Origin of the sequence: Erythrobacter ramosus, assembly GCF_009828055.1 — a bacterium.
GTDB lineage: Bacteria > Pseudomonadota > Alphaproteobacteria > Sphingomonadales > Sphingomonadaceae > Erythrobacter > Erythrobacter ramosus.
Genome location: NZ_WTYB01000002.1, coordinates 649,280 through 675,845 on the forward strand (window position 1 = coordinate 649,280; position 26,566 = coordinate 675,845).

Consider the following 26,566-nt stretch of genomic DNA (forward strand, 5'->3'; position numbering starts at 1 on the left):
AGAGCGCGATTGTCACCTGCCTTGTGGCCCATTTGTCCCATTAAGCGTGGCAGGTCGTCGCGATTGAAGACTGCTTTGCCGCCCAACGGGGGAGCAACCGCAACTTCGCCAATCAGGTTGTTGGGAATTCATCCAAGGTATGACATCCCTATAGTCATGATTCCCCGGCTTCTCTCCGCCGCGGCGCTGACCCTTGCAGCGTTTGCGATTCTCGGCGCCCCGCCTGCGTCCGCCCCGGCGACCGCGCAGGTCAGTGCGGACGGGATTCCGTTCGATGCCTATCTCGAATTGCTAAAGGCCCGTGCGTTAGGCGAGGGTGTGCGGGAAGATACGGTGGCGCGAATGACGGCGGGGCTCACGCCCAATCCGACTGTCATCCGGCTCGATAACAACCAGCCCGGCAGCGCCACCACTCGCGGCTATCCACCGATGTCGGGCTATGTCGCGACCCATGTTGATTCGGCACGGATCGGAGGCGGCCGTGCGGTTTACCGTCAGCACCGCGATCTGCTTGGCCGGATCGAAGCGCAATATGGCGTGCCTGGGCCGATCATCGTCGCGATCTTCGGGCATGAAACCAGCTATGGTCAGGTCAAAGGCAACTTCGATTTGGCCCGAAGTCTCGCCACGCTGGCATGGGAAGGGCGGCGGCGTGAGCTGTTCGCGGGCGAGTTCATCGCGCTCATGAAGGTCGCCGACAAGGGCTATGACCGCTCGCAACTGGTGGGCTCCTATGCCGGGGCCTTCGGCAACCCGCAGTTCCTCCCCAGCGTCTATCTGCGGCTGGCCACCGATGGCGACGGGGACGGACGCGCGGATATCTTTTCGAACCGCGCCGATACCTTTGCCTCGATCGCCAACTATTTCCGCGACGCCGGATGGCGGCCCGGTCAACCCTGGGGTGTGCGTGCGTCGGTGCCGGCAGGTTTCGATGCCTCAGCTTATCGCACCCGGCTCGTCTCGCCGGTCTGCCCGCGCGTGCATGACCGCCTCAGCCGCTGGATGACGGTGGCCGAATGGCGCGCGCAAGGCGTGGTAGCGCAAGGTGGAATTGGCGATGATGTGATGACCGCATTCTTCCAGCCTGACGGCCCCGGAACGCCCGCATGGCTGCTGACCGGCAATTATCGTGCGATCCTCGAATATAACTGCTCAAGTTATTATGCCCTGAGCGTCGGATTGCTGGCTGACGAAATCGTGAACTGACGCGCCCCGCACCTCGCCAAGCGGTGAGGGGACGGGTATAGGCGAGACGGTGATGCCCCCGAAATCCTCGCGCTTGTCGCTGTCCCTGCTTGCCCTGTTTGCCGTCAGCTTTGCGCCGCCTTTGCGCGCGCTGGTGCCTGATCCCGGCCCTGTCACGCCTGCCGTTCCCACCGCTACCGAGGCGCCGGTGGCGCTGCTGGTCGATCTGGGCAGTGGGCAGGTGCTCCATGCGCGCAATCCCGATGCGCGGTTCATGCCGGCTTCCGTCACCAAGGTCATGACGCTGTATCTCGCATTCGAGCTCATCGCGGCCGGGCGGCTCGATCCGTCGCAAGTGTTCATGATGAGCCCGGTTGTGGCGAGTGAGTGGCGGCGCAAGGGTTCGACCATGTTCCTCGACCGGGGGGAGCGGGTGCGGGTGGATGATCTGCTGCTCGGCATCGCCAATGTCTCGGCCAATGACGGGGCGGCAGTGCTGGCTGAAGGGCAGGCGGGATCGGTGGCGGCGTGGACGACTGAGATGAACCGCATCGCGCTGGGGCTGGGGATGACGGGGAGCTACTTTGCCAGTCCCAACGGCTGGCCGGATGAGGGGCGGACCTTCACCACCGCCAATGATCTGGCCCGGCTAGCACGGGCGCTGATTACGCGGCACCCGGACAAGTTCGGCTATTACATCGGGCGCGCGGGCTTCGATTACAAAGGCATCGCACAGGTCAATCATGACCCCATGATCGGGCGCGTGCCGGGAGCGGACGGGATCAAGACCGGGTTCACCAACGAAGCTGGGTTCTCTTACCTAGGCACCGCGCGGCGCGATGGCCAGCGGCTGGTGCTGGTGCTCGCTGGGGTCGAGAACGGCCGGCTGCGGGCAAAGATTGCACGGTCCTATGTCGAGTGGGGCTTCTCCGCCTTCGAACGGCGCCAGCTGTTTGCGCCGGGCACCGTGGTCGGCACGGCGCGGGTGCAGGATGGCGATGCGCGCGGGGTCGGGCTGAAAGCTGCGGGGCCGGTGGCGGTCAACCTGCCGCGCGGGAGTGACGGCAAGCTTACCGCCACGATCCGCTACGAAGGCCCGCTGCGCGCGCCAGTCGCAGCCAATCAGGAAGTCGCCGTGATGGAGATCTCCGCGCCCGGCGTCGCACCGGCCCGCATCCCGCTTTACACTGCCGAGGCGGTGGGAACGGCTGGCCCGATCGACCGCGTGATCAACGCGATTGCAGCGGTGTTCTCATGAGCCCTCCGCGCGGCCGGTTCATCGCTTTTGAGGGCGGGGAGGGGGCCGGGAAATCCACCCAAGCCCGCCTGCTGGCCGAAGCGTTGCGGGCGCGAGGCCTCACGGTCGTCGTCACCCGCGAACCGGGCGGGACACCGGGGGCCGAAGCGATCCGCAACCTGCTGCTGGCACCGCCGAGGGAAGGCTGGCCCGCTCAGGCGGAAGCCTTGTTGTTTGCCGCCGCCCGCGCGGATCATGTGGCGCACTTGATCCGCCCAGCGCTTATGCGGGGAGAGTGGGTCATCTGTGACCGCTTCGTCGATTCGAGCCGCGCTTATCAGGGCGGGGCGGGGGGCATAGGAGATGCGGCCATCACCGCGCTCCACGCCTTCGGCAGTGACGGCTTGCGGCCTGACCGGGTCATCCTGCTCGAAGGTGATGAAGGCGCGTTGGCAGGCCGTATCGCTTCACGAGGAGAAGCCTCGGACGCGATTGAGGGCCGCTCGGCCGAATACCACCGCGCCGTCGCCGCAGCCTTCGGTGCGCTGGCCGAGGCGGACCCACACGGGTTTGTACGGATCGACGCAATCGGGGCGCCGCAAGACATCCACGCCCACATCCTTGCAGCAGTCGGCGACCTGCTCGAATGACCGACTGGCCCAATCATGCAGAGGCCTGGCGCCAGTGGCGCGACGCGCTCACGGGTGAGCGGATGCATCACGGCTGGCTGCTCGCGGGCAAAGCGGGCCTCGGCAAACGCGACTTCGCTATGGCCGCCGCACGCGAGTTGGTCGCGGAGACGGGCGTGCCGCAGCCACAGGGCGAGCATCCCGACATCATCGCGCTCACCTACGGCCCCAAGGACGACAAGGGCGAGAAAGCCCAGGCCGAAGGGAAGCCCTTCGACCTCGCGCGCTCGATCCGCATCAAGCAGATCCGCGGGATGCAGCGCCGCCTGATCACGCGCCCGACGCTGGGAAGCCGCCGCGCGATCATCATTGATCCGGCCGACGACATGGAGAAATCCGCCGCCAACGCGCTGCTGAAAAGCCTTGAGGAACCGCCCGTCGGCACTTTCTTCCTGCTCGTCACCCACCGCCCAGCGCGCCTGCTTCCAACGATCCGTTCCCGTTGCCGCACGTTGCGCTTCCCGGCGCTCACCGACAGCCAGCTGGCCACGTTGCTGGCAGACGGGGGCCTGCCGCCCGACCCGCAAGCCATTGCTGCCGCCGAAGGCTCCTTTGGCGCAGCTCTTCGCTTTGCCGAACAGAACCTCGCTCCGGTCGCCAAGGTCATCACCGCGCTGCTGGCGCAGGGCGATAACGGCATCACCGGGCGCGGCGAACTGGCCCGCCTTATTGGGCCGCGCGCTGATCGCGAGCGGGTGCAGGCTGTGCTGGATCTGGCGCAGTCGCTGGTCGCCCGCGCCGCCCGCGCCTCGGACAACCCGCAGGCCCGCGCACGCTTGATCAACGCCCACACCGCCTTGGTCAGCCTTGCCGCCGAAGCGCCAACCGCCAATTTCGATTCGGGGATGCTGCCGTTCGAGATCGGCAGCTTGCTTGTGGCGGCTGCCCCCGCTAGCGAACCGGCCCATGGCTGAGACCCCGTTCTACATCACCACCGCGATCAGCTACCCCAACGGGCGGCCCCATATCGGCCACGCCTATGAGGCGATCGCCGCCGACGTGATCGCGCGTTTCCAGCGGCTCATGGGCCGCCGCGTCCGGTTCCAGACCGGCACGGACGAACATGGCCTAAAGATGGCTCGCAAGGCTGAGGAGCAAGGCCGCACCCCGGCTGATCTCGCTGACGAAATGTCGGGCTATTTCCGCAGCATGTGCGACGCTTTGAATGTGTCCTATGACCGTTTCATCCGCACGTCCGAGCCCGATCACCACCGCGCCAGTCAAGCGATCTGGCAGGCGATGGAAGCATCGGGCGATCTCTACCTCGATCGTTACGAAGGCTGGTACTCGGTCCGCGACGAGGCCTATTACGACGCCAGCGAACTGGTCGCAGGCGAGGGCGTGGAGAAGTTGTCCCCGCAAGGCACGCCCGTCGAGTGGACGGTCGAGGAAAGCTGGTTCTTCCGGCTTTCGAAGTATCAGGACCAACTGCTTGAATTGCTGAAGACCCCCGGCTTCCTGGAACCCGCGAGCCGCCGCAACGAGATGATCGCGTTTGTCGAGCAGGGCCTGCGCGATCTTTCGGTCAGCCGCACCTCGTTCGATTGGGGTGTGAAGGTGCCCGGCAGCGATGGCCATGTGATGTATGTGTGGGTCGACGCGCTAACCAACTACCTGACCGGTCTCGGCTATCCCGATGACATGGGCGACATGTGGCCGGCCAGCCTGCACCTGATCGGCAAGGACATCGTGCGCTTCCACACGATCTACTGGCCGGCCTTCCTGATGAGCGCCAATCTGCCGGTGCCGCAAAAGGTGTTCGGTCACGGCTTCCTTCTCAATCGCGGCCAGAAGGAATCGAAGTCGCTTGGTAATGTGACCGATCCGGTGGAACTGGCCGAGACCTTCGGTGTGGACGCCTTGCGCTACTTCCTGATGCGCGAAGTCGCCTTCGGGCAGGATGGCAGCTATTCGCCCGAAGCCATTGTTCAGCGTGCCAATGGCGAGCTGGGGAACGCCTTTGGCAACCTGGCACAGCGGACCTTGGGCTTCATCGCCAAGAACCTTGACGGCTACCTGCCCGCTATCCGGGGGCACACGGACGCGGACAACGCTCTGTTCGCCGCAGTGGACCGCGCGATCACTGTCGACATTCCGGAGGCTTTCGAGAGCCTTGCGCTCCAGCAAGCCGCCGAAGCATGGCTGCAAGCCGTGTTCGCCTGCAACGCCTATATCGACAGCGAGGCCCCCTGGACCCTGCGCAAGACCGATCCCGAGCGAATGGAGACGGTGCTCGCCACGCTCTACATCTGCATTGCGCAGTTGGCGGTCGCGATCAGCCCGGTCATCCCGGCGAGCAGCGCCAAACTGTTGGATACGCTGGGCATTCCCGAAGACCTGCGCACAATCCAAGGCATCCGCAGCCACTGGTATTCGCCGCTGGCCGAAAATGATCACAGGATCATCGCGCCAGCCCCGCTGTTCCCGCGGCTCGAACTGCCCCTCGACGAGGCCGAGACTGCCTGATGCTGGTCGATAGCCACTGCCACCTCGAATACAAAGGTTTGGTGGAGGAACAGACCGAGGTGCTGGCGCGCGCCCGGGCCGCAGGGGTCGGAGCCTTTCTCAACATCTCCACCCGCCAATCCGAATGGGATCAGGTGGTTGCCACAGCCGCGCGCGAGCCGGACGTGTTCGCCAGCGTCGGCATCCACCCGCACGAGGCTGACGCGCATCAGGATTTGGGCCGCGCCGCGCTGCTGGAGGCGACCCGCCATCCCAAAGTCATCGCCATCGGTGAAACGGGCCTCGACTACTATTACGACAAATCGGACAGAGACGCGCAGAAGTCCCTGTTCCGAATGCATATTGATGTCGCCCGCGAAACGCAGTTGCCGATCATCATCCACACCCGTGATGCCGAGGAAGATACCCATGCCATCCTCGCCGAGGAGATGGGGAAGGGGGCCTTCCCCGCCCTGATCCACTGCTTCACAGCGTCGGCCGATTTTGCGGAAAAGGTCTTGGCGCTTGGGTTGACGATCTCGCTCTCGGGAATCGTAACATTCAAGAATGCCAAGGACTTGCAGGCGGTCGCTGCGATCATTCCTGATGGCCGCCTGCTGGTCGAAACCGACAGCCCATTCCTCGCGCCGGTGCCGCATCGGGGCAGGGTGTGCGAACCGGCCTATGTCGCCGATACGGCGGCCTTCGTCGCAGGCCTTCGCGGAACGGATGTGGAACATCTGACAGCGCAGACCACCGCCAATTTCTTCAACCTTTTCAGCAAGGCGCGGCCGTGAAGCTGGTCATGCTCGGCTCTGGCACCTCGACCGGGGTGCCGCGGCTGGGCGGGCCGGATGGCACGGGCGATTGGGGTGACTGCGACCCCGATGAGCCGCGCAACCGCCGCACGCGGGTCTCGATCATGGTCGAAAGCGATGACGGCAAGCGGCTGCTGGTCGATACATCGTCGGATTGCCGCGCGCAGCTACTGGCCAACCGGGTTGGCCACATTGATGCGGTGTTCTGGACTCACGACCACGCCGATCATTGTCACGGCATCGATGACCTGCGGGTGTTGCGATACGGACGCGGCGGGCCGATTCCGGGGTTTGCGGAGACGGAGACCGTTCGGCGGCTCCGCCAACGGTTCGGTTATGTGTTTGCCGGACAGGAAGGCTATCCGACAATCTGCACGCTCGACACGCTGGACCGGCTACGGATGATTGCTGGCTTTGGCGTGGACTGGTGCCAGATGGCACATGGCCCCGGTGAAACCACGGCGTACCGCTTTGAAGCCGATGGCAAGAGTATCGGCTACGCTACTGATTTCAGTGCCATTTCCGATGAAATGATCGATCTATTCTACAAGGTCGACATTCTGGTGAGCGACTGCCTGCGACGCGACCCGCATCCAACCCATGCGCATCTGGCGATGTCGATCGAGCTTGGTGAACAATGCCGTGCGGGCCGCGTGGTGCTCAGCCATCTCGACAAGAGCATGGATTACCGGACGCTGTGCGACGAAGTGCCGGACTTCGTGACGGTCGGCTATGACGGATTGGAGATGGTCGCGTGAACCCGGATCTGATCATGCCAATCGTCACAAGCCTTGGATGGCTGGTCCTTTGCTGCGTGTCATTGGCGTCGCGCCGTTTGGAATGGAGCCAGATGATCAAGATGGCGTTGGCTTGGGTGGTGATCTTCGGCTTCCTGTATCTAATCGTGGAGTGGTTCATGGTGATCCGCGGAACCGCCAGCGCAGCGTTCTAGATTTTACATAATATATATTATCAAACTTGAGGACCGGCATGACCGAGACCCCGAACCAGTCCCCTATTGAACGCCTTCTCGCCATCATGGCCCGGTTGCGTGATCCGGAGCGCGGCTGCGAATGGGACCTCGCGCAGGACTTCGCCAGCATCGCGCCTTACACGATTGAGGAAGCCTACGAGGTCGCAGACGCTATCGCGCGCGGTGACATGGCAGACCTGCGTGACGAACTTGGCGACCTGCTCCTTCAGGTCGTGTTCCACGCCCGCATGGCCGAAGAAGCTGGCCTCTTCGCCTTCACCGATGTTGCCAACGCTATCAACACCAAGATGGAAGCACGCCACCCACACATCTTCGCCAGCACCGGCGGCACGATGGACGAAGCCCGCTGGGAGGACCTCAAGGCCAAGGAGCGCGAAGCCAAGGGCGTTGTGAGCGCTTTGGACGGCGTCGCGCTGGCACTCCCAGCCTTGATGCGCGCCGAGAAGCTCCAGAAACGCGCCGCTCGCACCGGGTTTGACTGGCCCGATCCGTCGGGTTCGGAAGCCAAGATTGCCGAGGAAATCGAAGAACTGAAGACCGCATCCTCAGACGAACAGAAGGTCGAAGAAGCAGGCGATTTGCTGTTCGCGGCGGTGAATTTCGTACGCGCCCACGGCATCAGCGCCGAAGACGCCCTGCGCTCGGCCAACGCCAAGTTCGAACGTCGCTTCAGGGGCATGGAAGCACTGGCTGGGTCTGACTTCCCATCGCTGTCACTCGAAGCCCAGGAGGATCTCTGGCAGCGGGTCAAGCAAGGCGAGTAAGCGCTTAGGAAAGGGCAGCAAACTGCCCCAGTTCCTTGGGATTGAGCCGTACGGTGAGCCTGCGCATGGGGCCCTCATCGCTGTCTTCGACCTCATCTTCGGTCAACACGTCGCCATGAGCATGCAGCCACGCAATCCGCCGCCCATCGGTGGCAGGCAGGATGAAGCTGACCTCACGCGCGGTGCCCGTCAGCATCCGGGTCAATTCGGCCTCGAGCAGATCCACGCCCTGCCCCGTCACCGCGGAGAGGATCACTGCCCCCTGCCCTTCAGCGGCCTCGCGCAATTCCGTAAGACTTTCAGCGTCTAACAGGTCAGCCTTGTTCCAGATTTCCAGGATCGGAATTGTGCTGGTGCCCGTCTCGGCATCGACGACATCGAGGTCGGCCAGCACATCCAGAACCTGCTTTTTCTGCGCCGCGTGGCTGGGGTTCGCCATGTCGCGCACGTGACAGATCACATCGGCGGCGGTGACCTCTTCCAATGTGGCGCGAAACGCCGCGACAAGCTGGGTCGGAAGGTCCGAAATGAAGCCCACCGTGTCCGACAGGATCGCCTTTTCCACACCCGGCAAGCTGATCGCCCGCATCGTCGGATCGAGCGTCGCGAACAGCAAATCCTCGGCCATCACCTCAGCGCCGGTCAAGCGGTTGAATAACGTCGATTTCCCGGCGTTTGTATAGCCCACGAGCGCTACCACCGGCCAGGGCGCCCTTCCCCGGCGGTCACGATGGAGCGTGCGGGTCTTCCTTACCTGATCGAGCTCGCGCCGGAGCCGCGCCATCCGCGCGCGGATCATCCGCCGGTCCGCTTCGATCTGGGTTTCGCCCGGACCGCCGAGGAAGCCGAAGCCGCCGCGCTGGCGTTCAAGGTGGGTCCAGCTGCGTACAAGTCGGCTCTGCTGGTAATCGAGATGCGCCAGTTCGACCTGCAAACGACCTTCGGCGGTTGCCGCGCGCTCGCCGAAGATTTCGAGGATCAGGCCGGTCCGGTCGATCACCTTGCGCTTCAGCTTGTCTTCCAGGTTGCGCTGCTGGATCGGGGTCAGCGCGCCATCGACGATCACCAGCTCGGCCTCGTGCTGCTCGCACCAGACGCCGATATTCTCGACCTGACCCGACCCGAACAGCGTGTTGGGCTGCATCTGGCGCACGGGCAGGATCGCAGAATGTGCGATCACCACTCCGATCGCCAGCGCCAGCCCCTCGGCTTCAGCCAAGCGCTCCGCAGAATCGAGATCATAGCGCAGCGCCCGGATATCCGGGCACAGCACCAGCGCCCGCGCACCGCGGGTTACCTCGTCTTGGAGATCGCTATCGAAGCTCAGTCGTCTGCCCCGAAATCGTCGCCATCCTCGTCATCGACACTCAGGTCGACGGGGCTGGCGGGCTGGATGGTCGAGACCGCGTGCTTGTAAGCCAACTGCACCGCGCCGTCGCGTTCGAGCAGCATGCAGAACAGGTCATAGGCCGCGATCCGACCTTGCAGCATCACGCCGTTCACGAGGAACATGGTGACCTGCACGTTAGCCTCGGCAACGCGGCTCAGGAACACGTCCTGAAGCAACTTCTGTTTGCGGCTGCCCGACTGGCTCCCGAACTGCGCCGGATCAAGCAACTGGCCCGGCATGATCGTGCTGATCGCGTGCTTATAAACCAGTTGCGACTGGCCATCACGGCGGAGCAGGATCGAGAAATTGTCAAACCACGTGACGATCCCTTGCAGCTTCACGCCCTTCACCAAAAACATGGTGACGGGAATCTTGTTCTTGCGCAGCAGGTTAAGGAAAGCGTCCTGAAGATTGCCACTCTGACGTTGAGGGGGGCTGCCGGCGTCGCTGGTACGCGGTTCGCTGGATGTGGCAGCACGTGCAACCGGACGGGGGGAGAGCGTTCGCCCGTTGGACATTGTCGTGGCTCCTTTGTTCTTGGCGGCCGATTTTCGGTCCGCAGGTAGCAGGTCACCGCAAAAAACGAGGCGCGGCGCCTTACGCTATCCATAATGGCGACTGGACCGCCGCTGGACAAGGACTGATTTCCACCAAAATTACGGCCGGATCATCCAACCCTAATCGTCGTCATCGCGCCGGTCGGCCATGCCCAAGAGCTTCAGCTTGCGGTGCAGGGCCGAGCGTTCCATGCCGATGAAGCTCGCCGTCTTGGAAATATTGCCGGAGAAACGCCGGATCTGGATCGCGAGATATTCCCGCTCGAAACTGACCCGTGCCTCGCGCAGCGGCACGCCCATGATCGCCGACAGGCTGTCGCTCGCCAGCCCGATCTGACCGCCGATGATTTCCGGGGGCAGCATGTCAGGTTCAACCGTGCCGAGCTTCTCGCGGGGAGTCATGATGATGGTGCGCTCGACCACATTGCGCAGCTGGCGCACATTTCCCGGCCAGTCATAGGCCTGTAGCGCCGCCATTGCCTCGGAGGAAATGTCGGGCGGAACGAGGCCCTGATCGTTGGAATAGCGGGTGAAAAAATGCTCGGCGAGCGCGGGAATATCCTCGCGCCGCTGGGACAGGGGCGGCAGTACCACCGGCACCACGTTGAGCCGGTAGAACAGGTCCTCGCGGAAGCGCTTTTCTGCCATTTCGACGGTCAGATCACGCGTGGTGGACGAGACAACGCGGACATCCACCCCGATCTGGCGCGTGCCGCCAACGCGCACGAAGCTCTGATCCGTCAGCACACGCAGGATCCGCGCCTGGGTGGACAACGGCATATCGGCAATCTCGTCGAGATACAGCGTACCGCCATCAGCCAGTTCGAGCAGTCCGGGGCGGACTTGCTTGCCATTGGCTTCCTCACCGAACAGCTCCTGTTCGAAGCGTTCGGGTGTGATGCGGGCCGAGTTGACCAGCACGAAAGCGCCGTTGGCCCGCGCGCTCCACGCATGAAGCAGGCGTGCGGCGACTTCCTTGCCTGCACCCGCGGGGCCTGAAATCAATACCCGGCTGCCTGTGCTCGCCACGCGCTTGAGGGTTGCGCGCACGGCATTGATGGAGGGCGAATTGCCGGTGAACTCAGCGCTGCCCCAGCTGCCTTCGCGCAGCCGCGAGTTTTCGCGCCGCAACCGTTCGGTCTCAGTCGCGCGCTCGACCAGCAGCAGCAGGCGCTCCGCCTCGAACGGCTTTTCAATGAAATCCATCGCCCCGCGCCCGACCGCGGCGACCGCCGTGTCGATGTTACCGTGGCCCGAGAAGATGATCACCGGCAGATTGGGCTCTCGTGCCTTGATCGCATCGAGCAGTTCCAGCCCGTCCATCTGGCTGCCGTGGAGCCACACGTCGAGCAGCACAAGTGAAGGCCGGCGCTCGTCAATCGCGGCGAGCGCTTCGGTGCTGTCTGCTGCGGTGCGGCAGGCATAGCCTTCGTCGCCAAGCACGCCGGCCACCAACTCGCGGATGTCGCGTTCATCGTCGACGATCAGGATTTCTAGCGCCATGGGAAGGGTCCTTTGGCTGTGAGGTCATGGTGAAGCGAAGACAGGATCACAGGGGGCCGCCTTCAATTGGGTTGGGATTGCGCGCAAAGCGCAAGGAAACGCGGGTGCCGCCGCTAGGCGCACTGGCAAAGCTCATATCCCCGCCATGTTCGTCCACGATCTTGTTGACGATGGCGAGCCCGAGGCCGGTGCCCTTCTCGCGCGTGGTCACATAGGGTTCGGTGATGCGCTCGCGGTCAGCCGGAAGGCCGATGCCGTTGTCCTCAATGGTGACGACAATCGCCTCACCTGCATCGCGCATTGTGACGGCAATTTCGCCAGCATAGGCGCCCTTGGCCTCAATTGCGCGCGCCTCAATCGCTTCGACCGCGTTCTTGAGCACGTTGGTCATGGCCTGCCCAAACTGGTGCCGGTCGCAGCGCACTTCGCGGTCGATCAGCTCCGAAGAGGCGACGCTGAAGGCGATGCCGGAATGGGCGACTTCGTGCAGGAAGACTGCCTGCCGGACAAGATCAAGCGCATCCTCATCGCGGAACACCGGCTTGGGCAGTCGCGCGAAGGAGGAGAATTCGTCGACCATTTTCCTGAGGCCGCCCACCTGCCGGACAATCGTGCTGGTCAGCTCGTCGAACAGATCGCGATCCTCGTCACTCACCTGCGTGCGGTAGCGACGCTTCAAGCGCTCGGTCGCTAGCTGGATCGGGGTCAGCGGGTTCTTGATCTCATGCGCGATCCGGCGCGCGACATCGGACCACGCCGCCTGTCGCTGATCGAGCAGTTGGCGCGTGATATCCTCGAAGGTGATCACATGGCCGCTCGTCCCCGGCGCGACCTTGACCGCAAGGGTCAGCAGCTCGGTGCCCTTGGCGTGGGTGATGATAGCACGCTCCTTGCCATCGGCAATCACGCGGCAAAGCTCAGGCGACAGCACTTCGAGCGACTGGCCGATCATGCTGACGCCGTCATTGCCGTCACCCTGAGGCGCCAGCAGGTTCTGCGCGGAGGAATTCATGAGCGTCACCCGCGATTCCGCATCGACCGACACAACGCCAGCGGTCACGGATTCGAGCACGGCTTCGGTAAAGGCGCGCCGGTCGTCGATCTGGCGGTTGGCGCTAACCAGCGCCTGCGTCTGCTTTTCCAGCTGCCCTGTCATGCGGTTAAAGGCGCGGTTGAGCAGTCCGATCTCGTCCGGCCCGGTGCGCCCGTCGAGCCGGAGCGCAAAGTTGCCTTGCCCAACCTTGCGCGCTGCGCCCACCAGCGCGGTCAGCGGCTCGACCTGCCGGTCGGCGAACCGCAGCGCGAACCAGATGGCAAGCCCCACCAGCAACAGGCTGACCACGACCAGCGCGACATTGAATTGCAGCTGGAGCATCCGCGCGCTGCCGGTCAGGCGGTCATAGGCGGTGACGATCGACTGCGCCTTGGACCACGAGTTGAACATCGTCTCCTCGGTGGTGCGGGCGTTGTAGAGGTAGACGCCGGACTGTGCATCGATCGGCACCAGCGCCTCAATCCGCTCCGGGGTGCCGATCACGACCGCGATGTCGCCGCTGTCCAATTGGGGCAAAGCCGAACGACTGAATTCCAGCGGACTGTTGTTCTGCGTCAGGTTGAGCGCTGCGGCTGTCCGGAATGAGCCATCAGCCATCCGTTGCAGGATCGCGCTCTCGGAAATCTCGCGGGCCTGCGCCTGATAGGCGTAGAAGTCGGGGAAGTCCGGGTCAGTGATCGGCACACGCGCCAGCGTATCGCGCATGTCGGAGGCCATGATGACGGTGTTCTGTTCAACGTCGCGTTGGTTCGCGTCGTAGTAGTTCTGCGCCAAGGCATTGGCGTTCTCCATCAGCCCGCGGGATTCGTCGGAGAACCAGAAGTCCACTCCTGTCTGGAACAGGAAGGCCGCAAAGCCGGCGACCAGCAGCGTCGGCAGCGCGGCGACCATCGAGAAGAAGAACACGAGCCGCACATGCAAACGCGCCGTGCTGCCCGCCGCGCGGCGGAGGGCCACCCGGCGACCAATCAGCACCAGCAGCGCCATCGCTGGCACCAGTGTGGCCATCAACAGCACCGAGACCTTCATAGTAGGCAACAGGTCATCACCCGCGCCCGACCGGCTATAGGCCGACCACGTCGCCACAACCGCCGCCAGAAACGCCGCTACTGCGATGCCTTCGAGCCACAGAAAGATATTGGCCCGCCGCGCGGCAATCATGAAACGCCGCCACCACCGCGGCGGTTGCCGGGGGATGAGGTTCAATGCGCGGGTTTGGGAAGGCTCCATCGTTGCCGCTTTACAACAATGGTGTGGCAGAAATGCAAGGCCAATCCGACAATCCGCCCCGCGCCAGCGCCGTTATGATGTGGTGAAGCGCTCTGGCTCCAGTCCAAGCTCACCGATCCGCTTGCGCAGCGTGTTGCGGTTGATGCCGAGCAACTGCGCCGCGCGAAGCTGGTTACCGCCGGTCCGGCCGAGCGCATATTCGATCAGCGGCTTCTCAAAAGCCGCCAGAGCGCGGTGGTACAGAGCGCCAGGCGGAGGGCTTTCCGCCGTAAGCCAGCCCGCGAGCGCCGCGCCGAAGCCGCCCTGCCCATCAGTGTGCGGCAGGATCGTGGGGGTGTTCTCCGGCCCGATGATGTCATTCACGCTGTCGGCGTCGATCCGTTCCTCGCGCGCCATCAGCGCAAGGCGATAGACCACGTTGCGCAGTTCACGGACATTGCCGCGCCAGGTGCGCTGTTCAAGGCGCTCGATCGCATCGGGCGTCAGAATGCGGCGCGGCAGGCCGTCTTCGGCAGCCAGCACCAGGAAGTGTTGCACCAACGCAGCAATATCCTCGCGCCGTTCACGCAAGGGTGGCAGTACGATCGGCACCACGTTGAGGCGGTAGAACAGATCCTCGCGGAAGGTGCCGGTGGCGATCATTGGCGTGAGGTCGCGATTGGTCGCGGCGATGATGCGGACATTGACCGCGATCTCCTGCCGCCCGCCAACGCGCCGGATGCGGCCCGATTGCAGCGCGCGCAGCAGACGAGTCTGGGCTTCGGCGGGCATATCGCCAATCTCGTCGAGGAACAGCGTGCCGCCATTGGCCTGTTCAAACTTGCCGATCGCCTGCGCAATTGCGCCGGTGAAAGCGCCCTTTTCGTGGCCGAACAGCTCGCTTTCGACGAGGTCGGCGGGGATCGCTGCGGTGTTGACCGCCACGAACGGCCCGGTCCGGCGATTGCCGAGTTCGTGAATTGCCTCCGCGACCAGCTCCTTGCCGGTCCCGCTTTCGCCGGTGACCAGCACCGTCAGATCATTCCGCAGCACGCGCGTAATCATCCGGTAGACGCCCTGCATCGCCGGACTGCGCCCGACCAGCGGCATCTTTTCGCCTTCGCCGCCCGCCAGAGCATTGCCGGGCTCATCAGCCGCTGGCGCGCGGGCGCCAGCGGCCTGACGCACAGCATGGACCAGCTCGTCGAGGTCGAAGGGCTTGGGGAAATATTCGAAGGCATCGCTCTCACTCGCGCGCACGGCGGTATCGAGCGTGTTCTGGGCCGAGAGCACGATGACTGGCATGTCTGGCGCGCGGTCACGCACAGCCGAAAGGCTCGCCAACCCGTCCCCGTCTTCCAGAATCACATCGGTCAGCATCACCGCGAACCGCCGCCCGGCCAGCTGCTTGTCACGCGCAGCGATGCTGCTGCAATGGGCGATCGCGAAGCCCTCGTCCTCCAGCGCGGCAATGATCACCGTGGCAATCGCGGCATCATCTTCGACCAGCAGGATCGGATCGGATAGAGTTGCAGGCATAAGCCGGGCGTGTCCTAGGCCTGCGGCAGATGCAGGCGGAAATGGGTGAGCCCGGCGCGCGGGTCGCGGTCATGGCTGACATTGCCGTTCATATCGCGCACCAGCTTGCGTACGAGCGAAAGGCCAAGACCCTGACCGGAAGGCTTGGAGGAGACAAACGGCTCGAACACATGGCCCTGCAAGGTCGGGTCGATGCCGGGGCCATTGTCGCTGATGGTGATTTCGATCGGCAGCGGCACCGCGCGCCCGTTGCGGATCGCGCTGAAGGCGAGCCCGCTGACAAAGCGCGTCTGGACGATCACCACGCTCGCAGCGCCTGCCCCGCGCGGCCCGAGCGCCGCATCGCGCGCGTTGGAGATGAGGTTGATCAGCACCTGCTCCAGCGCATCGCGATTGGCGAGCACCGGGGGGAGCGAGGGGTCGAACTCCTCGCGGATTTCAATTTCACCTAAGGTCGATCCCGCCGCGCGCATAGTGGCGATAGCGGCGCGGATTGCTTCGTGTGGGTTGCAAGCATCGACCGGCCCTGTGCGCGTGCTGCCAAGCTGCTGCATCCGGTCGATCAGTCGCGCGATCCGATCCACCTCATCGGTGATCATGCGGGCGAGCTTCTTGTCGGCGTGCGGCAGCTTGCGCGCCGCCAGCTGCGCCGCCCCGCGGATTGCGGCGAGCGGGTTCTTGATTTCGTGTGCCAGCACGGCGGGAGCACCCAGAAGCGCTTCGCCGCCCACGGTGCCCGCAGCCTCGTCATGGCCGATCTGCGACAGGGTCACCACCCGCCAGCCCGCAAATCCCCCTAGCGGCGAGGCGGTGAGGTTGATGCGGATTTGCACCTCACCGACCGCAATCGCCAGGTCGCGCGCCACCAGCGCTTCGTCACTGGCGATCAGCCGCGCTTCGACCCGGGGATCGAGCGGTCCGATCCGGTCGGTCAACAGCGTGCCAACCAAGCGGCTGGCACTGGTGCCGAGCAGATCTTCAGCGGCATGGTTGACCTCGGCGATGCGACCCTCGCCATCGATCAGGATTACCGCAAAGATCAGGCCGGATAGCTGCGCGCGGGCATCTGGACGGCCACCGCCCTGCGGCTCAATCGGACTGGCCGCCATTATCAGGCGGCCTGCTGCATCAGGAAGGGCGCGTAGAAACGCTCGATCTCGCCGAGCACCTGATCGGCGTCATCGATGAAATTAGCCATGTTGCGGAACTCGGCCGAGCCGTGGAGCCCCTTAGTATACCAGCCCAGATGCTTGCGGGCCATCTTGACCCCGGTGTCGCGGCCATAGTGATCGAGCATCCGATTATAGTGCTCAACGACCAGCGCATATTGCTCGTCAATGCCGGGGGTCGCCCGCGCCTCTCCCGTTCGCCACCAATGCATCACCTGCCCGAGCAGCCACGGCTTGCCATAGGCACCGCGTCCGATCATCAGCCCGTCCGCGCCTGACTGTTCGAGCGCTTTGGCAGCGTCCTCGATCGAGCAGATGTCGCCGTTGACGATCACGGGGACCTTCACCGCATCTTTGACTTGGCGGATGAACGCCCAGTCGGCACTGCCCTTGTACATCTGATTGCGGGTGCGGCCGTGGACGGTAATCATCTGCACGCCGATGTCCTCGGCCATGCGGGCAAGCTCCGGCGCGTTGAGGCTGTTGTGGTCCCATCCCATTCGCATCTTGACGGTCACGGGCACCTTCACCGCCTTGACTGTCGCTTCCATCAGCCGGACAGCGAGCGGCACTTCGCGCATAAGCGCGGAACCTGCGAGCTGGCCGACGACCTTGCGCACGGGGCAGCCGAAATTTATGTCGATAATCGCCGCGCCGTTGCCTTCCTGAATCTTCGCCGCCTCGGCCATGCTGCCCGGATCGCAGCCGACCAATTGCATCGAAACCGGCTCTTCGATCCGGTCCCACGCGGTCTTCTGCGTGCTCACGCGGGTCTCGCGGATTGCCGCCTCGCTCGCCACCATCTCCGTGACGTTGAGGCCCGAGCCATAGCGCCGCACCAGTGTGCGGAACGGCATGTCGGTGACGCCCGTCATCGGCGCCAGCACAACCGGCTCGGCAACCGTAACCGGGCCGATGGCAATCGGCTTCAGGGCCGGCGGAGGGGGAAGCGTGGTCATGTGCGGGAGCGTTGCCTAAATAATGGGCAGGCGCATAGTGGATTGCCGAAAGCGCGTCCAGACCCTAAGCGAACCCCCCGATGGTCAGCGCCGCTCCCCTCCCCCCATTTGCCGCGATTGTGGTGGCCGCAGGTAAGGGTTTGCGCGTGGGCGGTGATACGCCGAAACAGTTCCGCAACTGGCGCGGCAAGGCGCTGATCCGCCATTCTGTCGAGGCGCTGAATGCCGCTGGGGCTGATCCGTTGGTGGCTGTGATTGCGGCAGATGCGCAGGACCATGCTAAGGCAGCGCTGGCAGGAATTTCAGGGGTTATCTTTATCACCGGCGGCGCTACCCGGCAGGATTCGGTCCGCTGCGGGTTGGAAGCGCTTGCTGACGCCAAGCCCCAGAGCGTACTGATCCACGATGCCGCCCGCCCCGATCTGCCGCACACTGTGATTGAGCGGCTGCTGACAGCTTTGAGCGAGCATCCCGGCGCAATTCCCGTGCTGCCTGTGGTCGATAGCCTCGCGGTCGACAATGGCGGTGTGATGAGCGGCAAGGCTGAGCGGGAAACCCTGCGCCGCGTGCAGACCCCGCAGGCGTTCCGCTTCGACGCAATCCTGGCCGCTCACCGCGCGTGGCAAGGCGTCACCGATGCGGGCGACGACGCGCAGGTTCTGATGGCCAGCAATGGTTCAGTTGCACTCGCCCAAGGCGATGAACGCCTCAAGAAAATCACCTTTGCCGAGGACTTTGCCGCCCCCATGACCGCCCCCGCATTCCGTATCGGCCAAGGCTTTGACGTCCACCGTCTCGAGCCGGGCGAGGAACTGTGGCTGGGCGGCGTGCAGATTCCGCATGACAAGGGCCTCGCCGGACACTCCGATGCAGATGTCGCGCTCCACGCGATCACCGACGCGGTGCTTGGCGCGGTGGGCGAAGGCGATATCGGCACGCATTTCCCGCCGAGCGACCCGCAATGGCGCGGCGCGCGATCGGGACAATTTCTCCAGCACGCCATCGGCCTCGCCCGCGCGGCAGGTTATGCCATCGCCAATATCGACCTCACGCTGATCTGCGAAGAGCCCAAGATCGGCCCGCACCGCCCCGCCATGCGCGCCGAAGTGGCGCGGCTGATGGGGCTCAGTGAAAACGCGGTCAGCATCAAGGCCACCACCACCGAAAAACTTGGCTTCACCGGCCGCGGCGAGGGGATCGCTGCGCAGGCCATCGTTTGTGTCATGCTAGCATCGGAAGGACCCACGTCATGAAGCATCGTCTGCCCACCCGCTTGATCGCACCTGCCCTCGCCTTGACCGCGCTTGCCACTTCCCAAGCCGCGCTTGCCCAGCAGCAGGCCTGTGTTGCCCCGGCCGATCTGTCGGATGCCGTGGTTTATGTCATGCCGATCGCCTTTGACGCGGCGCAGTCCGCATGCGCCAACCGCCTGTCGCGCGATGGCTTCATGGCAACCGGGGGCGAGACCTATATCAGCCAGTTCCGCAGCGGTCAGGACAAGGCTTGGCCCGGTGCCTTCCGCTTCCTCAAGACCTTCATGGACAAGGAGAGCGGCGGCGAAGGTGGCTCGCAGGATCAGATGGGCGCAATGCTCGGTTCCATGCCTGAAGAAGCGCTGCGTCCCTTCGTCGATGCCCTCGTCGGGCAGATGATCGCAGCCGAGATCAAGGGCGATACCTGCGGCCAGATCGAGCGTGGGCTTGAGCTCTTCAGCCCGATGCCGGTCGAGAATGTCGGTGGAATCGTGGCCTTCATCGCCGAACTGACCGACCTCAAGAACCCGCCGGTCTGCGGGGCAGCTTCGGCCACCGCCGGCACGGCGCGCAAGTAAGCCTGCCATGCCCCTCTCCCTGCTACCTGACGATATTGCCGCCCTTGCCGCCCGCGTTGTGGCCGAAAACGCCGCGATCGGGCGCAAGGTCGTGACCGCAGAAAGCTGCACCGGTGGATTGGTCGCTGCGGCGATAACCGAGATCGCCGGGTCTTCGGCAGTGCTTGATCGAAGCTACGTGACCTATTCGAACGAAGCCAAGATGGAGATGCTGGGCGTCGCCCGCGACATTATCGAAACCTTCGGCGCAGTCTCGATTGCCTGCGCTTGGGCGATGGCAAAAGGTGCTCTTGACCGCTCAAAGGCCGATGTGGCGGTGGCAATCAGCGGGGTGGCGGGGCCTGGCGGCGGGACGCCGCAAAAGCCGGTCGGCACGGTCGTCTTTGCCCGGCTCGTGCGCAACGCGACCGGAGAGCCCGAAGGTGAGCTAAAGTTCTTCGACGGCGGTGAAGGCCCGGATGGCCGCGCCGAAATCCGCCGTCAGGCGACGCTCTGCGCGCTCGAATTGCTGCTGCCGTAAAGCTGCGCAGCGCGCGCTTCGAAGGCCTCGACCATCTTGCGGAAGGCCTTGTCGAAATACTGCCCAGCAATCTTTTCGAACAGGCGGTTTTTGAAGGTGAAGTCGACGAGGAAGTCGATCTCGCAACTATGGTCGTCTATGGCGCGAAAGGTCCAGACATTGTCGAGATCGCTCAGCGGGCCATCCAGATAATGCACGTCGATCTCCAACGGCCGCACTTTCTTGACGCGTGAGGTGAAGCTTTCGCGGATCGCCTTGAAGCCCACCACCATGTCAGCGACCATCTCGGTTTCGGTGTTGGAACGCACGCGGGTGGCGATCACCCAAGGCAGGAATTCACCATAGCGGCCGACATCGGCGACCAGATCGAACATCTGCTCGGCGCTATAGGGCAGGCGGCGGGTTTCGCGGATGCCGGGCATCAGGCCTTGGCCTTGGCTCCAGCGCGGGCAAGCTTTTCTTCGCGTGCGGCGCGCATCTTCGCGAAATCATCACCGGCGTGATAGCTTGAACGGGTCAGCGGGGTGGCCGCGACCTGCAAGAAGCCCTTGGCCCGCGCGATCGCACCATAGGCCGAAAACGCCTTGGGCGTGACGAATTCCTCGACCGCCGCGTGCTTGGGAGTGGGCTGAAGATATTGTCCCATAGTGATGAAATCGACCTCAGCCGAGCGCATGTCATCCATCACCTGATGGACTTCGAGCCGCTGCTCACCCAGCCCGAGCATGATGCCGGACTTGGTGAAGATCAGCGGATTATGCGCCTTCACCTCTTCCAATAGCCGCAGCGAGGCATAGTAGCGCGCGCCAGGGCGGATCGTGGGGTAAAGGCGCGGGACCGTTTCAAGATTGTGGTTGTACACATCCGGCCCCGCTTCGCAGATCATCTCGACCGCACGGCGCATCTTGCCGCGGAAATCGGGGGTGAGGATCTCGATCGTGGTGTTGGGCGTGTTGCGGCGCAACGCCTCGATCACCTTGACGAATTGCGAGGCGCCACCATCGGGAAGGTCATCGCGGTCGACGCTGGTGATGACGATGTGCTCGAGGCCCATCTTGGCCGCGGCAATCGCGGTGTTCTCTGGCTCGAACGGGTCGACCGCCTTGGGCATCCCGGTCTTGACGTTGCAGAAGGCGCAGGCGCGCGTGCAGACATCGCCGAGGATCATCACCGTGGCGTGCTTCTTGGTCCAGCATTCACCAATGTTCGGGCAGGCGGCTTCCTCGCACACGGTGTGGAGGTTCAGTTCGCGCATCAGCTTGCGGGTTTCGTTGTAGCCCTCGCTGACGGGCGCGCGCACCCGGATCCAGTCGGGCTTGCGCTGGCGGGCGGGCCGCTCGGCGGGTGTGGCAGGCTGCGGCGTGCTGGCGAGGTCGTTCATGGCACGCCATTTAGGCGCGCAAACCCGCTCCCGCAAGCACGGCGCTCGTTGCATTTTGCAGCATAGCCCCTGCCAAAAAAGAACGCCGGACGGTCAGACCGCCCGGCGCAACTTTTAAATCCGGCTATCGCGCGGTGCGATCAGCTACCAACGGCGGCCACGGCTGGCGCGGCCGGAGCAGCCGACTGTGAGGCATAGGCGCTCCACAACTTCGCAATCGGCGAGCGCGGACCATCGACCTTCGACAGCGTCTCGCGCGCCCCATCGATATTGCCAGCGCCGATCTGGGCGATGCCGAGCCTTGTCAGCGCGAGATTGCGATCAACCTCGGGCATGGTCAGGCTGCGCTCGTAGAAGCTAGCCGCCTTGGCGTACTGTCCGTAGCTGAGGAAGGTGTCACCCGCCGCCAGCACGGTGCGCAGCTTGGCAGCCGAAGCGTTGGCATCACGTTCGAGCGCAGGAAGAGCGGCCCGATCCTCGGCAATCAGGCTGTTGGCTGTGGCGAGCTGCTCATCCACCCACGGATCGCTCCCCTTCGGGATAGCACCCGTAGCATTGGCTTCATCGATTACCGACTTCACTTCCATCGGCAGGCGGCGCGTATCGGCAGCCTCGATGTAGAAGACGTAGTCGTTCTTCTCCTTGAGCGTCCCCACCCGCTTGCCGAGACGCAGCAAGTCGAGCAGCACCGGGCCGTCATAATCGTTCAGGTTGCGCGTCAGGTTCACCGCATCGCGCCAGTTTTCCGGGGTCGGAACGTCGATCACCCAGCCCTGCACGAAGTCATAGATCTGCGGCACGAGTTCGTTGTTATAGGCGATCTGCACCCCGCGGCGATACCAGTTGGGATTGACCGGCTGGCCTTCGGCCTTGCGGGCCGCGATCAGCTGGCTGATGTAGGCCACGCCTTCGGCAAAACGCTCTTGCGAGAAGTAGAGCTCGGCCATGTTCATCCGCACATCATAAGTGCTGAGGTTCGGCCCGCTGTAGTTGAGGTCGATCGCCTTCTGCAGATAGGTCTCGGCCTTGGCGAACTGGTTTTGCGCCGTGGCAAGCTGCGACGCGACAAAGGCGAAGCGGCCGGTATCTTCGGGTTTAACCTTGCCGCTTCCCAGCATCAGCTCGGCACCGCGCAGCTGGAGCGTCATGTCCTTGCCGGTGATCCCGGCGTTGAACAGCATACCGCCAGCGGCAAGCTGCTCGTCCGGCGACGCCGCCATATTCGCGATGGCTTCGATCTGTGGCTTCAGGGCAGCCACATTGACGGCCGGATCCTTCAGTGCAGTTTCGACCGGCGTATAAGCGGCCACGAATTCCTTAGCATAAACCGGCGCGGCTGCCTGGGCCTGCTCGTCCTTCTTTTTCTTCTTTTGGGCGTGAGCCGCATCAGTGAAGCCCGGAACGGCGAGCACAGCGGTGCCGCTGGCGAGCGCCACGGCCAGAGCAAGCTGGCGCGCAAAGCTAGCGGGGCGACGGGGCGAAGACAAATTGGTCACTGCATCCTCCACAAGTAGTGCAGCGGCGTGCCAGATGCGGCCCGGACGCTGCCCGAATTCCGGGAGAGCCTTTGAACGGCTCGCACGGGATTTGCAATTCCCGCTAGGCATGCCGTGCTGAACGGGCTTTGAATGCCCGCGAAGCCCCCGGTCGGCTAATCAGCCCCGCAAATGTGGAAAAATGCGGCAGGTTCTTGGTGTGTTCCCTGCCCAAGGTGGCGAAAGCCCCGGCATGCGCCTAGATAGAGCAGGATCATCGGCCCTGATAGGGCTCGAACTGCCGCAGCGGCAGCAGAACACAATTAGAAACGGCCCAGACCTTGAGCGACGACAGCGACATTATCGATTCTCCCGCGCCAGCACCGATGGGCGGCTTTGAACGCATCGACATCGTTGATGAGATGAAGTCGAGCTATCTCGATTACGCGATGAGCGTGATCGTGGCCCGCGCGCTGCCCGATGTGCGTGACGGGTTGAAGCCGGTGCACCGCCGCATTCTGTTCGCCAGTCAGGAAGGCGGCTTTGTCGCGGGTAAGCCGTACCGCAAGAGCGCCAAGATCGTCGGTGACGTGATGGGTAACTACCACCCGCACGGCGACAGCGCGATTTACGATGCCTTGGCACGCATGACGCAGCCTTGGTCCATGCGCGTTCCGCTAATTGATGGTCAGGGCAACTTCGGCTCGATGGACCCCGATCCGCCAGCCTCGATGCGTTACACCGAAGCGCGTCTGGCGCGGGTGGCGAACTCGCTGCTCGACGACCTCGACAAGGACACGGTCGACTTCACCGACAACTATGATGGCAGCCGCAAGGAACCGACGGTGCTGCCGGCGCGCTTCCCCAACCTCCTGGTCAACGGCGCGGGCGGGATCGCGGTCGGGATGGCGACCAATGTACCGCCGCATAACCTTGGCGAAGTGATCGATGCGTGCTTTGCCTATATGGACAACCCGGCGATCACTTCCGAAGAGCTGATCGAATACATCCCCGGTCCCGACTTCCCGACTGCACCGCTTATCCTCGGCACGCACGGCGCGCGGCAGGCTTACACCACCGGGCGCGGGTCGATCCTGATGCGCTGCCGACACGAGATCGAAAGCACGCGCGGTGCCAAGAGCGAAGGCCGCGAAAGCATCGTCTTCACCTCGATCCCCTATCAGGTCGGCAAGAACGCGCTGGTCGAGAAGATCGCCGATGCCGCCAAGGAAAAGCGGATCGAAGGCATCTCCGACATCCGCGACGAAAGCTCGCGTGAAGGCGTGCGCGTGGTAATCGATCTGAAGCGTGATGCCACGCCCGATGTCGTGCTCAATCAGATCTGGCGCCACACACCGGCGCAATCCTCGTTCCCAGCGAACATGTTGGCGATCCGTGGTGGACGCCCGGAAACACTGCGCCTGCGCGATTTCATCGCCGCCTTCATCACTTTCCGTGAGGAAGTGATCACGCGGCGCACCAAATTCGAACTCGCCAAGGCGCGGGAGCGGGCGCACATCTTGCTCGGCCTGGTGGTGGCGGTCTCCAACCTCGACGAGGTGGTGGCGATGATCCGCAGCGCCCCCAACCCGGCCGAAGCACGGCGGCGGTTGATCGCCAAGGAATGGCCGATCGGCGACATAGCGCAGTATATTCAGCTGGTCGAAGCGATCGAGCCTTCCGCAGATCAGGAAGGCGGAACCTATCGCTTGTCCGAACGGCAGGTAAAGGCGATCCTCGAACTGCGCCTCCACCGCTTGACCGCGCTGGGCCGCGACGAAATCGGCGGCGAGTTGCAAGGGCTATCGGTTGCGATCGAGGAATACCTCTCGATCCTCGCTGACCGGGTGAAGCTCTATGCCCTGATGCGCGAGGAACTGGTTGAAATCCGCGCGACCTACGCCACCCCGCGCCTGTCCGAAATCGCCCCCGCCTGGGATGGCCTTGAAGACGAAGACCTGATCGAGCGCGAAGACATGGTCGTCACTGTCACCCACGGCGGCTATATCAAGCGGACACCGCTCGACACCTTCCGGGCGCAGGCGCGCGGCGGCAAGGGCCGCTCCGGCATGGCGACCAAGGACGAGGACGCGGTGGTCGAACTCTTCGTCACCTCGACCCACAACCCGGTGCTGTTCTTCACCAACACCGGGCGCGTTTATCGCATGAAGGTGTGGAAGCTGCCCGAAGGCGGGCCGCAGACCAAGGGCCGCCCGATGGTCAACCTCCTGCCCTTGGGCGACGAGGAGCGCGTCACCAACGTGCTGCCGCTGCCCGAGGACGAGGCCTCGTGGGATAACCTCAACATCGTCTTCGCGACCGAGCAGGGCATGGTCCGCCGCAACTCGATGGACGCCTTCGCCAATATCCCCACCGCGGGCAAATATGCGATGGGCTTCGTCGAAGGCTCGGGCGACCGGCTGATCGGGGTGCAATTGCTGACGGAAGACCAGCAAATCTTCCTCGCCAGCGATACCGGCAAGGCGATCCGCTTCTCGGCCACCGATGCGCGCGAGACGAAGAGCCGTACCGGCATCGGCGTGCGCGGGATGAGCCTCAAGAAGGGCGGCAAGGTCGTCAGCATGGCAGTGCTCGATCCGCTCACCGCCGACATGGAAACCCGCGAGGCGTATCTGCGCGCCGCCGCGTGGAAAAACAACGACGCCGTCTCCACTCTGCCCGCCGAACAAGTGGCTGCCATGGCGGAAGGCGAAGAGTTCATTCTCACCATCACCGCCAATGGCTATGGCAAGATTTCCTCGGCTTACGAATACCGCACCACCTCGCGTGGGGGTCAGGGCATCACCAATATCGGCACTCCTGAAAGCAACCCGGACCGCAACGGCCCGGTCGTCGCCAGCTTCCCGGTCAAGCATGGATCGCAGCTCATGCTGGTGACGGATCAGGCCAAGCTGATCCGCCTCGGCATCGATCTGCGGCACATGATCGAAGGCGGGTTCGAAAGCCTGAAGGGCTTCTCGATTTCCGGGCGCGGGTCTTCGGGCATCCGCATCTTCGACGTTGCCAAGGACGAACACATCGTTGGTGCCGCGCTGATCGACGAGACAACCGAGCCGGAAAACCCGGCCGAGGAAGCAATTGCCGCCGAAATGAATGCGGCGCCTGATGCGGGCGAGCCGCCCGTCACCTGACGGGTTGTTCGCCCCGCAAGCACTGCACGATGCCGGTCGCAATCATCACTTGCCCGGCATAGTAAAGCGGCCAGATCAACAGATCGGGCAGCGGCGCCAGATCGAACGTGCCCATGCGCGAGAAGATCAGCCAGTCGCTGAGCACGAATAGCAGCGCCCCGGTGCCAACGCGGTAGCGCGGGTAGTGGCTCATCCACGCCGCCGAAGCCATTGCGCCGAGGAAGCTGGCATAAATCGCGATCTGCGCATCGCCGCTCAGCAAATAGCTCACAAGCGGGGTGCCTATCAGCAGCCCTGCGCCGGTCAGCTTCTGCGTTGGCGAAGGGCGCTTGTGCAGGTTGCGGAGGTAGAGCCCCGCCGACACGCAATGCGCCGCCGCAAAGAACGCGCCGCCGATAAAAAAATCCAGCTCAATCGCCACATCGCCCGCCGCCGCCAGCACCAGCATTGCGACCACAAGCGCACCGTCCAGTCCCCGACGACCATGCGGCAGACGCAAGAGCACATAGAGCGCCAATAGCCCCACCGAAGCACCCTTGGCGAGCAGGCCCCAAGTGCCCTCGAACACCGGATTGTCGCTCAGAAAATAGAACGCGGTCGCCGCCGTGATGCTCGCCAGCAGCCACGGCCTTTGTTCGATCAGCGCCTGCTTTGCCATGTCCGCCCTTCCCTTGCCGGATGTGCCGCGCCCCTTG

The 26,566-nt window shown here is 63.9% G+C and carries 24 protein-coding genes; 13 read left to right on the forward strand and 11 right to left on the reverse strand.

The window, feature by feature from the left end; translation table 11 throughout:
* The first annotated feature begins 156 nt into the window (after positions 1-156).
* From GRI59_RS09740 to mazG, 9 genes are read left to right on the forward strand one after another with little or no spacing between them, the layout of a single operon-like run.
* Complete coding sequence (locus tag GRI59_RS09740; RefSeq protein WP_160760982.1) at positions 157-1,206, forward strand: lytic murein transglycosylase; 1,050 nt, start codon at positions 157-159, stop codon at positions 1,204-1,206.
* A 52-nt stretch (positions 1,207-1,258) separates the two neighbouring features.
* The gene (locus GRI59_RS09745) at positions 1,259-2,443 is read left to right on the forward strand and encodes a D-alanyl-D-alanine carboxypeptidase family protein (protein WP_160760983.1); all 1,185 of its coding nucleotides are present in this window, start codon (positions 1,259-1,261) and stop codon (positions 2,441-2,443) included.
* The gene (tmk, locus tag GRI59_RS09750) at positions 2,440-3,072 is read left to right on the forward strand and encodes a dTMP kinase (protein WP_160760984.1); all 633 of its coding nucleotides are present in this window, start codon (positions 2,440-2,442) and stop codon (positions 3,070-3,072) included. The genes GRI59_RS09745 and tmk overlap by 4 nt, the downstream gene beginning before the upstream one ends.
* Positions 3,069-4,025 (forward strand): DNA polymerase III subunit delta', encoded by a 957-nt coding sequence (locus GRI59_RS09755; RefSeq protein ID WP_160760985.1) that lies wholly within the window; start codon positions 3,069-3,071, stop codon positions 4,023-4,025. The genes tmk and GRI59_RS09755 overlap by 4 nt, the downstream gene beginning before the upstream one ends.
* Complete coding sequence (gene metG / locus GRI59_RS09760) at positions 4,018-5,577, forward strand: methionine--tRNA ligase (protein ID WP_160760986.1); 1,560 nt, start codon at positions 4,018-4,020, stop codon at positions 5,575-5,577. The genes GRI59_RS09755 and metG overlap by 8 nt, the downstream gene beginning before the upstream one ends.
* Positions 5,577-6,353 carry a TatD family hydrolase gene (locus tag GRI59_RS09765; protein WP_160760987.1) on the forward strand — a complete coding sequence of 259 codons (777 nt, stop codon included), beginning with the start codon at positions 5,577-5,579 and terminating at the stop codon, positions 6,351-6,353. The genes metG and GRI59_RS09765 overlap by 1 nt, the downstream gene beginning before the upstream one ends.
* Positions 6,350-7,132, forward strand: a complete 783-nt coding sequence (locus tag GRI59_RS09770; RefSeq protein ID WP_160760988.1) for an MBL fold metallo-hydrolase — start codon at positions 6,350-6,352, stop codon at positions 7,130-7,132. The genes GRI59_RS09765 and GRI59_RS09770 overlap by 4 nt, the downstream gene beginning before the upstream one ends.
* A gap of 14 nt (positions 7,133-7,146) precedes the next feature.
* Positions 7,147-7,326: a hypothetical protein gene (locus tag GRI59_RS09775; protein ID WP_160761613.1), complete on the forward strand. Its 180-nt coding sequence runs from the start codon at positions 7,147-7,149 to the stop codon at positions 7,324-7,326.
* Positions 7,327-7,364: 38 nt separating this feature from the next.
* Entirely contained in the window at positions 7,365-8,132 is a 768-nt protein-coding gene (gene mazG, locus GRI59_RS09780) for a nucleoside triphosphate pyrophosphohydrolase (RefSeq protein WP_160760989.1), read from the forward strand.
* Between the two features lie 4 nt (positions 8,133-8,136).
* Here mazG and hflX read toward each other — a convergent pair whose 3' ends face one another.
* The 7 genes from hflX to dusB form a co-directional block, all read right to left on the reverse strand.
* The gene (hflX, locus tag GRI59_RS09785; protein WP_337190255.1) at positions 8,137-9,405 is read right to left on the reverse strand and encodes a GTPase HflX; all 1,269 of its coding nucleotides are present in this window, start codon (positions 9,403-9,405) and stop codon (positions 8,137-8,139) included.
* A 50-nt stretch (positions 9,406-9,455) separates the two neighbouring features.
* Complete coding sequence (hfq, locus tag GRI59_RS09790; RefSeq protein WP_160760990.1) at positions 9,456-10,040, reverse strand: RNA chaperone Hfq; 585 nt, start codon at positions 10,038-10,040, stop codon at positions 9,456-9,458.
* Positions 10,041-10,199: 159 nt separating this feature from the next.
* Complete coding sequence (gene ntrX / locus GRI59_RS09795; RefSeq protein ID WP_160760991.1) at positions 10,200-11,582, reverse strand: nitrogen assimilation response regulator NtrX; 1,383 nt, start codon at positions 11,580-11,582, stop codon at positions 10,200-10,202.
* Positions 11,583-11,628: 46 nt separating this feature from the next.
* The gene (locus GRI59_RS09800) at positions 11,629-13,866 is read right to left on the reverse strand and encodes a sensor histidine kinase (RefSeq protein ID WP_160760992.1); all 2,238 of its coding nucleotides are present in this window, start codon (positions 13,864-13,866) and stop codon (positions 11,629-11,631) included.
* A gap of 72 nt (positions 13,867-13,938) precedes the next feature.
* Positions 13,939-15,384, reverse strand: coding sequence for a sigma 54-interacting transcriptional regulator (locus tag GRI59_RS09805; protein WP_160760993.1), 1,446 nt, complete (start codon positions 15,382-15,384; stop codon positions 13,939-13,941).
* A gap of 14 nt (positions 15,385-15,398) precedes the next feature.
* Entirely contained in the window at positions 15,399-16,493 is a 1,095-nt protein-coding gene (locus GRI59_RS09810) for a two-component system sensor histidine kinase NtrB (protein ID WP_160760994.1), read from the reverse strand.
* A 2-nt stretch (positions 16,494-16,495) separates the two neighbouring features.
* Positions 16,496-17,512 carry a tRNA dihydrouridine synthase DusB gene (dusB, locus tag GRI59_RS09815; RefSeq protein WP_160760995.1) on the reverse strand — a complete coding sequence of 339 codons (1,017 nt, stop codon included), beginning with the start codon at positions 17,510-17,512 and terminating at the stop codon, positions 16,496-16,498.
* 80 nt (positions 17,513-17,592) lie between these two features.
* Between dusB and GRI59_RS09820 the strand changes: the two genes are divergently transcribed.
* Genes GRI59_RS09820 through GRI59_RS09830 form a run of 3 tightly spaced genes read left to right on the forward strand, consistent with a single transcriptional unit; the run spans position 17,593 to position 19,863 of the window.
* Positions 17,593-18,765, forward strand: a complete 1,173-nt coding sequence (locus tag GRI59_RS09820; protein WP_160760996.1) for a bifunctional 2-C-methyl-D-erythritol 4-phosphate cytidylyltransferase/2-C-methyl-D-erythritol 2,4-cyclodiphosphate synthase — start codon at positions 17,593-17,595, stop codon at positions 18,763-18,765.
* Positions 18,762-19,343 carry a hypothetical protein gene (locus GRI59_RS09825; protein ID WP_160760997.1) on the forward strand — a complete coding sequence of 194 codons (582 nt, stop codon included), beginning with the start codon at positions 18,762-18,764 and terminating at the stop codon, positions 19,341-19,343. The genes GRI59_RS09820 and GRI59_RS09825 overlap by 4 nt, the downstream gene beginning before the upstream one ends.
* A gap of 7 nt (positions 19,344-19,350) precedes the next feature.
* The gene (locus GRI59_RS09830) at positions 19,351-19,863 is read left to right on the forward strand and encodes a CinA family protein (RefSeq protein ID WP_160760998.1); all 513 of its coding nucleotides are present in this window, start codon (positions 19,351-19,353) and stop codon (positions 19,861-19,863) included.
* On the opposite strand, the gene GRI59_RS09835 is transcribed toward GRI59_RS09830, so the two are convergent.
* From GRI59_RS09835 to GRI59_RS09845, 3 genes are all read right to left on the reverse strand, one after another.
* Positions 19,824-20,285: a type II toxin-antitoxin system RatA family toxin gene (locus GRI59_RS09835; protein ID WP_160760999.1), complete on the reverse strand. Its 462-nt coding sequence runs from the start codon at positions 20,283-20,285 to the stop codon at positions 19,824-19,826. The genes GRI59_RS09830 and GRI59_RS09835 overlap by 40 nt on opposite strands.
* A complete protein-coding gene (gene lipA, locus GRI59_RS09840; protein ID WP_160761000.1) occupies positions 20,285-21,244 on the reverse strand; it encodes a lipoyl synthase in 960 nt (319 codons plus the stop codon). The genes GRI59_RS09835 and lipA overlap by 1 nt, the downstream gene beginning before the upstream one ends.
* 140 nt (positions 21,245-21,384) lie before the next feature.
* Positions 21,385-22,740 (reverse strand): hypothetical protein, encoded by a 1,356-nt coding sequence (locus tag GRI59_RS09845; RefSeq protein WP_160761001.1) that lies wholly within the window; start codon positions 22,738-22,740, stop codon positions 21,385-21,387.
* A 320-nt stretch (positions 22,741-23,060) separates the two neighbouring features.
* On the opposite strand from GRI59_RS09845, the gene gyrA reads away from it, so the two are divergent.
* A complete protein-coding gene (gene gyrA, locus GRI59_RS09850) occupies positions 23,061-25,871 on the forward strand; it encodes a DNA gyrase subunit A (RefSeq protein WP_160761002.1) in 2,811 nt (936 codons plus the stop codon).
* Here gyrA and GRI59_RS09855 read toward each other — a convergent pair.
* The gene (locus tag GRI59_RS09855; RefSeq protein WP_160761003.1) at positions 25,864-26,529 is read right to left on the reverse strand and encodes a lysoplasmalogenase family protein; all 666 of its coding nucleotides are present in this window, start codon (positions 26,527-26,529) and stop codon (positions 25,864-25,866) included. The two genes, gyrA and GRI59_RS09855, sit on opposite strands and share 8 nt — an antisense overlap.
* Between the last annotated feature and the right edge of the window lie 37 nt (positions 26,530-26,566).